Raw genomic sequence first — 7,134 nt, forward strand, 5'->3', positions numbered from 1 at the left:
GGAAAAGTCCTGAGGGGGCAGCGGAGCTCCCCCTCAGGCTCCCCCAACCCGTTTTGCTTCTTAAAGGATCAGGTTGACAACTTCAGGAGAATCGCCCGTGAGCGGACCCATCGTGCTGGAACTGGACAGTGGTGAACACTACGTATGCCTCTGCGGTAAAAGCGGCAAAAGACCCTTCTGCGACGGCTCCCACAAAGGATCCGGAAAATCACCCCGCCGGGTGAAAATGGACCAGCCCGGTGAAGTGATCATCTGCGGCTGCGGCAAAAGCACCAAAGGCAGCTTTTGCGACGGAACCCACCGCAACGTCTGATCACCCCTTCTCGGGCAAGGGCAATACCGTGCGACACTCCGGAAAGCGCACACACGCCAGCACGGTACGCCCCGCCTGAGGACCCTGCTTGACCTGACGACGCCCCATCGAACTGCCACACCGGGGACAAACCTTGCCCTCACTCTCCCCTCCAACCTCCTTGGGCACAACCTTCTCCGCAACCACCCGCCCAACTTCGACCGCTTCCACCTTCTCCGCAGTGCCAACAGCCGCCGTCTCCGCAACCCTGGTCGCCACGGGAGACTCCTTCCGTTCGGAACGCCCCGCTACAACCGGTTTCGCCTCCGGCAGCTTCGTGACGGGCGCAACCTCCTCCTCGTCTCCCAACAACAAATGCCGCAAAATCTCCGGCTGCTTCATGAGATCACGAGTCAAGGCCATGACCGGCAAATCGACCCTGGAAAACCAGGAAGAGGAGTCCGCAGGCAACGTACTGGCCAGATAAACCCCCATCAACGGCCTGCCGTCAAGCCGATCACAAACCAGAAAATCCAGAGCACGGGGCAAGGAGGCTTCGGCAACCGCCCGAGTCAACAACCCAGCCCACGCAGGCTGGGCATGAATGACCGCCCGTCCGCGACATACCTCGTCCAGAACCCTCCAGGCCTGCAATACCGCCTCCGGAAAAAGCGGCTGTCGCAACCTGACGGGCTTTTCACGAACACGCACCGGCCGCTGTACGAGCAATACCAAAGCGAGGCCGAGCAGAAAGAGATCGGCCAGAAGCGTCAACCAGAACATACCGTTTCACCACACGCCAGTGAATCGAACCTATGCCATCGCCACCTGCTTGGGCAGCCGGGCGAAGAGATCCCGAAAACGCGATAACCCCTTGTCCAATCGGCTGAGAAGACGCTGAACGGCCACCCGGAATTCCATGGAATTCACCGACTGATCCTCCTCGAAAGTGCGCAGGAAGGTGTGCAGCTCCTTCATGACCCGCTGGGTCTCGCCCAGACAGTGGGAACACTCCTCGATCAGCCGATCTTCCAAATCCCCCTCCACCACCTGCCCCGTTTTGACCTGATGCATGATGGTGCTCTGCTGAATGATATGGGCAAGCAGAAAGGTCTTCAGTGCCTGGAGATGGTCGAATTGCCTCGCCGGATCGGTTTCGTCATGACACTTGCGTACCAACTCCTCCAGATGCTGCTGTTCAGGGGTCACCTGCTCGCTGTTGGACATGTTCGTCTCTCCGTTCCATTCCAGCCAAGTATGAGGGCCTCTTTTTTGGTAAGGTTTTTTTTATCGGAGTGTACCAGGAAGTTTGGGGGAATTGAATCGTTAACCGTCCGACAATTTCAATAAAAATGGGTGACAGCCGGTTACCCGAACCGGCTGTCACCCGAGGAGTCAGATTTCCGTGGCGGGAAAGGGGGAGGGAGTGGTCTCCGGAACGCTGGAATCGGAGAGTCTGCCATGGAGTTCACCCAAACGCAGAGCAGCATTGCGCAGCAGCCGCAAAGCCATGCCCGGCCCACGGGAGAGAAGATTGGTCACTTCCATTTCCGTCAGGGGCAGCAGCCGGGTGCGCTCGCAGGCCACGGCGGTGCAAAAGCGTACCTTGTCGTGGGTGAACAGGGAGAGGTCGTCCAGGATGTCCCCCTCTTCGATCATGGCCACCAGGCGGCGATTGCCTTCGGGCGACTCGCGGGTCAGTTCGACGGAGCCCTGAAGCACCATATACAGGTTTTCGGATGTCTCGCCTTGACGGAAGATCACTTCGCCGGTGCGGAAAGGCAGACCAACCTCATGGGCGGGAGGCTCCTCGACGCCGGATTCCTCGGGGTGGAGGGAAACCAGCTTCGGCAGCGCATCGCGCGTCTCCTTGGGCAGCATGAAACCCTTCTGGTTCATGGCCGTGAGGATCATGGTCACCGCCTGATCGGGGGTGAAGAGGTCGGTGTTGATCTCCATTTCGTAGAAATGGTGCATCGAAGGATGCCGCTCGAAAATGGAACGCACGAAGGCATTGCGTTCGTTATTCTTCTCCTGAATGAGTTCCCGGGCTTTTTTCTCGGAGATTTGCATGCGGCTCATGACCCGCTTGGTGCAAACCGGCAGAGAGCCGTCGAGGGCGACCCGGAAGATGGGTCGGCTGGTGGCCAGCAGATGGGCTCCCCGGCCCAGAACCACGCCGCCGGTGCGCTGAATGTTTTCCATGATCTTGGGCAGAAGGTGCAGCAGTTCCGCGTTGCCCCCCTTGCCCAGCAGCCCGTAGAGCAGCTCATCCCAGGCGTGAATGGGTTTCTCGTACAGGGCTTCCAGGAGGTGGCGGTCGGCATGGGACTGCCGGCAGAGGACATTGAGCAACTCCCGGTCGTAGTAGCCGACATTGAGATACTTGGCCAGAAGATGGCCGATTTCCATGCCGGGTGTCCCGTAGGTACGGGAAATGGTGACCACGGGAACGGAGGGAAGCTTCTCCTCATCGTGGATAGTGGAATAGACATCCGCCTCGACAATGGAGGCCATGTGGGCAATGGCGCCAAGGGCTTGCATTCTGGTTCTCCTTCACGACTCGGTTGATCAGGCTTGTGCTTGCAGGAATCCGGTCTGCTGCATGGCCAGAATGGTCAGTTGCACCATCTCCTCCCTGGAGAAGGACTCCGCGTTGAGGACCAGATCATAATAGGTGCTGGTCGTGGGAAAGGCCTGATAGATCTCCCGAACTTTTTCGATGCGCGCCCGATTGGTCTCCTCCACCTCCCGACGGCTTTCCTTGAGGGAAGTGCCTTCGGCTTCGGAGAGCGCTTTGGCGCAGAAGGTGTTGCCCGCCTCGACCTTGAGGCGGAATACCCGGTGGTTGGCCAGGATCAGATGGGCTCCTGCGCCAATGAGGATGCCTCCGTGATCCGCTTTCTCGACCACCACCTTGACCAGATGCAGCAACCGGTTGCGCTGTTTGGGCCTCTCGATGGTGGTATGTTCCACGATCCAGTCGCCCATGCCCTCCAGCCAGTTGTCGTGTTTGGTTTTGCCGTTACCTCCGGCGGCCAGCCCTTCGTCCACCAGCCGTTCCAGTTCGGGTTCGTCGGTGCAGGGCATGTCGAGGTAACGGGCCAGCAAGGCTCCAACCGCTTCCCGTCCCGAGCCGTGCTCGCCGGAAATGGTGATTACCAGGGGTTCTTGGGTTGTCGATTTTGCGGCTGGATCGGTCTTTGCCATGCTCTCCTCCGTAGGTGGGGCAGCTTTTCTCCTTTTTACATAAATACAGAGCAAGGAACGTTCCAGTTGCGATCGGATTCTATTTTGCTGTTTTATCTTGTTGTTTGCGGAGGGGACTCGTGCCGCCCCCGATCCGACCGGTGCAACAGAATGCATCCATCCTTGTCCAGCATGGGGGTGTTTCGATGTAACCAATTGAAAGACGTGGCATATTAAAGCACAATAGCGCGGCGGTCCTGTGGCTGGAGATGACAGGATGTTGCACCGGTTTATCAAAGTATCGCGGAGGGGTGGGCGGGGATGGAGATGCCATCGTCTGGGGAACAAGCGCCGCGGGCATTCATTCTGCTGGTGGACGACGACAAGGAGGTGCTGGAACTGGCCGTGAAACAGTTGGACGGGGCCAATCTGGGCCGGGTTGCGACCTTGACGGACAGTCGCGACGTGTTGCCGTTTCTGGACAGTTGCGCCGTGGATGTGGTGGTGCTGGATCTGTACATGCCCTACTGGAGCGGTTTGCAGTTGCTGCCGGAGATTTTGCGTCGCAAACCCGGCCTGCCGGTTCTGATGATGACGGCCACCCTGGAGGTGGAAACCGCCGTGGAGTGCATGAAACACGGCGCTTTCGACTACCTGGTCAAGCCGGTGGACCCGCAGCGACTGGTTGGTTCCGTCCGCAATGCACTCCGCCTGCACTCCTTGCAGAAGGATATGGCGGCCATGAAACGCTCCCTGCTGGCAGGGGGCATTCGTCGACCGGAGATCTTCTCCGGCATCGTGACCGTGAACCGGCAGATGCAGGCCATTTTCCAATACATCGAGGCGGTGGCCCACTCTCCGGAGCCGGTATTGATCGTCGGTGAAACAGGGGTGGGCAAGGAGGGCATCGCCCAGGCCATTCATCAGGCCCGTGGCGGCAGTGGTCGCATGGTGGCGGTGAACGTGGCGGGGCTGGATGACAACGTCTTCGCCGATACCCTCTTCGGACATCGCAAGGGTGCTTTCACCGGCGCGGACGCCCAACGGGATGGCATGTTGGCCCGTGCGGAGGGAGGGACCATCTTCCTTGACGAGATCGGGGATTTGAGCGAGGCTTCCCAGATCAAACTGTTGCGCCTGCTTCAGGAAAGGGAGTACTACCCCCTGGGGGAGGATCAGCCGCGCACCACCACGGCCAGGGTGGTCATGGCCACCAATATCGATCTGACCGAGCGCATGCGCCAGGGGCGGTTTCGGGCCGATCTCTACTTCCGCTTGACGGTGCATGAGATCCGGGTGCCGCCTCTCCGGGAGCGCAAGGAGGATCTGCCTCTGCTGGTGGAGCATTTTTTCCAGGAAGCCGCGAAGTCACTGAACAAACCTGTTCCCACCCCGCCCCGGGAGATCCTGGATTTGTTGGATTCCTACGATTTTCCCGGCAATATCCGGGAGTTGCGCAGTATGGTGTTCGATGCCGTGGCCAGCCATCGATCCCGGGTGCTTTCCCTGGGGGAGTTCAAGCGCCATATGACCAAACAAAACGCCGTTCCGCTCAGCAGCGCCCTGGTGGTCTATCCGGGTCGTCTGCCCACCTTGCGGGAAGCGACGGCGCATGTGATTCGGGAAGCCATGACCCGGGCCAACGGCAATCAGGGTGTGGCCGCCTCCTTTCTGGGTATTTCAAGACAGGCGCTCAATCGTCGCTTGGGCGGGCTTTACGGAGAAGGGGAGGCGGAATGAAACCGCATGGGCCTTTTCCGCAGCGGCTGCCGGCATTGTTGCTGACTCTGTTTATTCTTTCGGCCTGTTCCACCACCCCCACCTCGCCTCCGGTGCCGACACCAACCGCTCCGCCGAAGCGAACCGACGATGCCTGCGCCATATTCAGCGAAAAGAAGGAGTGGTATCCCCTGGCCAAGAAGTCGTTTCGCAAATGGGGGGCTCCCCTGCACGTCATGTTGGCCATCATGCATCAGGAGTCCCGCTTCCAGCACGATGCCATTCCACCCAAGGGGCGCATCATGGGGGTGATTCCCTGGGGGCGGGCTTCGAGCGCCTACGGCTATTCGCAGGCGCTGGATGGCACCTGGGACTGGTATCGGGAAAAGACCGGCAACTGGGGTGCGGATCGGGATGATTTCGGCGATGCCATCGACTTCATGGGGTGGTATATCGACCAGAGTCATCAGATGTTGGGTATTTCAAAGTGGGATACGTATAATCAATATCTGGCCTATCATGAAGGGCAGCAGGGATACAAAAAGAAGACCTTCCAGAAAAAGGCCTGGTTGATCGATGTCTCCCGCAAGGTGGACCGCAACGCCGCTCGTTACGAGAAACAGTTGGCCGCTTGCGAAAGCCAGCTGCGCAAGGAGGAGGGGAGCAGTGGAAAAGGTGGCGACTGGTGGCCTTTCTGACGGGGTGCGGACCGAGGGGGTTCCCCCCGGTCCGTTTGGCAACCTACCGCTGCAGCCCGACCTTTTTGGCGGCGGCCAACAGATTGGCCTGCTCGTTGGCGACGCAATAGCTGGCGATATTCTCACTGAAGGATTCGAAGGTCTTCCAGTTGAGAACGGTATCTCCGGAAACACCGCTCAGATAGCCATCCAGCCACAGCAGCATGGCGCCGATATCCTCTTCGCTGCCGCTGTTGACGCTTTCAACGAAATCCGCGCAGGTGAATTTGCCGAAGTCGATGTTTCCGGAGTCCTTTTTCTTTCCCGCTTCGGCGGGCGACAGGGCAACCAGGAGAGAACCCGTCAGGAACAAAACGAGAAATTTTTTCATTCGATGATCCTGTGATGGTTGGATGGTGGTGAATGTCCTGCGCTTCTCCGCAATCTTCGCTTCGACACCGGAAAGGCAGGGCTGATTTGGGGAAGTCGTTTCGGGCGTGCCCAGGGATTGTTTAACCATTGCGGCGGGTTTTGCAATATTTGTTGCGTTGGCGGTGCATTTTACCGGTGGCAAGCCCGTTTATAAAATGGCCCAGGGCCTTTGATGCGTCGTTGCGCTAGTCTGGAAAATGCGCACATCTTACTGAATATACACCGCTTTTTCAACAAAGGCAGCCGGTATCACACTCCATGGACCCGCTCCGCAGACTCCAGGATGGCTTGACGGCGGTGGATATTCCGGCTGGACTCAATTCCCCTGCGGCTTACCAGATCCACCTCTCGCCCGAACACCCCCTTCAACTCATCCCGCATGTTGGCAAAGTCGAAGAGGGTCCACTGGGCGTCGTCGGCAAAAGAGACCAAAACGTCTACATCGCTGTTGCTTGAAAATTCGCTCCTCAGTACCGAACCGAACAGGGAGAATTCCGTAATCTTCCAGCGTTCACAGAAAGCCCGGATGGTTGGCATGGGTAACTGCCCCGTATCAATTGCCATGACTTTTCTCTGGTAGCGGTTGAGCCAACCTCTGGCACAGAATGTCAAGTTATTCCGTTTCTGTTTCATTTTTGCATTATTGCAGGGGTCTGGGGACCATCATGGTCCCCAGCAGGGGTTTGGGGACGGAGTCCCCAATGTGTTGTCTTTGACTTATTTTTGTTCTTTTATTTCCCTGGAAGGAGAGCCTTCCAGGGGAATAAAAAAACAAGAGAAAATCAATAACAGAACCTTGGAGGCTCTGCCTCCAAACCTCCGCCG

9 protein-coding genes are annotated in these 7,134 nt (G+C 58.2%); 3 read left to right on the forward strand and 6 right to left on the reverse strand.

What is annotated here, in order from left to right; all coding sequences use genetic code 11:
- The first annotated feature begins 97 nt into the window (after positions 1 to 97).
- Positions 98 to 313, forward strand: coding sequence for a CDGSH iron-sulfur domain-containing protein (locus HQL56_08765; protein MBF0309605.1), 216 nt, complete (start codon positions 98 to 100; stop codon positions 311 to 313).
- On the opposite strand, the gene HQL56_08770 is transcribed toward HQL56_08765, so the two are convergent.
- The 4 genes from HQL56_08770 to HQL56_08785 form a co-directional block, all read right to left on the reverse strand.
- Positions 314 to 1,075: a topoisomerase DNA-binding C4 zinc finger domain-containing protein gene (locus HQL56_08770; GenBank protein MBF0309606.1), complete on the reverse strand. Its 762-nt coding sequence runs from the start codon at positions 1,073 to 1,075 to the stop codon at positions 314 to 316.
- A 30-nt stretch (positions 1,076 to 1,105) separates the two neighbouring features.
- On the reverse strand, positions 1,106 to 1,519 hold the full coding sequence (locus HQL56_08775) for a hypothetical protein (protein ID MBF0309607.1): 414 nt from the start codon (positions 1,517 to 1,519) through the stop codon (positions 1,106 to 1,108).
- Between the two features lie 168 nt (positions 1,520 to 1,687).
- Positions 1,688 to 2,836 carry a cytidylate kinase family protein gene (locus HQL56_08780; protein ID MBF0309608.1) on the reverse strand — a complete coding sequence of 383 codons (1,149 nt, stop codon included), beginning with the start codon at positions 2,834 to 2,836 and terminating at the stop codon, positions 1,688 to 1,690.
- A 27-nt stretch (positions 2,837 to 2,863) separates the two neighbouring features.
- Positions 2,864 to 3,502, reverse strand: a complete 639-nt coding sequence (locus tag HQL56_08785) for a cytidylate kinase family protein (protein MBF0309609.1) — start codon at positions 3,500 to 3,502, stop codon at positions 2,864 to 2,866.
- 306 nt (positions 3,503 to 3,808) lie between these two features.
- On the opposite strand from HQL56_08785, the gene HQL56_08790 reads away from it, so the two are divergent.
- Positions 3,809 to 5,221: a sigma-54-dependent Fis family transcriptional regulator gene (locus HQL56_08790; protein ID MBF0309610.1), complete on the forward strand. Its 1,413-nt coding sequence runs from the start codon at positions 3,809 to 3,811 to the stop codon at positions 5,219 to 5,221.
- Entirely contained in the window at positions 5,218 to 5,898 is a 681-nt protein-coding gene (locus HQL56_08795; GenBank protein ID MBF0309611.1) for a transglycosylase SLT domain-containing protein, read from the forward strand. Before HQL56_08790 ends, HQL56_08795 begins: the two co-directional genes overlap by 4 nt.
- 43 nt (positions 5,899 to 5,941) lie before the next feature.
- Here HQL56_08795 and HQL56_08800 read toward each other — a convergent pair whose 3' ends face one another.
- Both HQL56_08800 and HQL56_08805 read right to left on the reverse strand, forming a co-directional pair.
- The gene (locus HQL56_08800) at positions 5,942 to 6,268 is read right to left on the reverse strand and encodes a hypothetical protein (GenBank protein MBF0309612.1); all 327 of its coding nucleotides are present in this window, start codon (positions 6,266 to 6,268) and stop codon (positions 5,942 to 5,944) included.
- Between the two features lie 290 nt (positions 6,269 to 6,558).
- Complete coding sequence (locus HQL56_08805) at positions 6,559 to 6,846, reverse strand: nucleotidyltransferase domain-containing protein (protein MBF0309613.1); 288 nt, start codon at positions 6,844 to 6,846, stop codon at positions 6,559 to 6,561.
- Positions 6,847 to 7,134 lie beyond the last annotated feature (288 nt).

It is taken from the genome of Magnetococcales bacterium (genome assembly GCA_015231925.1).
Taxonomy (GTDB): Bacteria; Pseudomonadota; Magnetococcia; order Magnetococcales; family JADGAQ01; genus JADGAQ01.

Excerpts from the sequence above, each read along its gene's own strand:
- HQL56_08770 (MBF0309606.1), bottom strand. The coding sequence starts at position 1,075 with ATGTTCTGGTTGACGCTTCTGGCCGATCTCTTTCTGCTCGGCCTCGCT.
- HQL56_08775 (MBF0309607.1), bottom strand. The coding sequence starts at position 1,519 with ATGTCCAACAGCGAGCAGGTGACCCCTGAACAGCAGCATCTGGAGGAG.
- HQL56_08780 (MBF0309608.1), bottom strand. The coding sequence starts at position 2,836 with ATGCAAGCCCTTGGCGCCATTGCCCACATGGCCTCCATTGTCGAGGCG.
- HQL56_08785 (MBF0309609.1), bottom strand. The coding sequence starts at position 3,502 with ATGGCAAAGACCGATCCAGCCGCAAAATCGACAACCCAAGAACCCCTG.
- HQL56_08790 (MBF0309610.1), top strand. The coding sequence starts at position 3,809 with ATGCCATCGTCTGGGGAACAAGCGCCGCGGGCATTCATTCTGCTGGTG.
- HQL56_08795 (MBF0309611.1), top strand. The coding sequence starts at position 5,218 with ATGAAACCGCATGGGCCTTTTCCGCAGCGGCTGCCGGCATTGTTGCTG.
- HQL56_08800 (MBF0309612.1), bottom strand. The coding sequence starts at position 6,268 with ATGAAAAAATTTCTCGTTTTGTTCCTGACGGGTTCTCTCCTGGTTGCC.
- HQL56_08805 (MBF0309613.1), bottom strand. The coding sequence starts at position 6,846 with ATGCCAACCATCCGGGCTTTCTGTGAACGCTGGAAGATTACGGAATTC.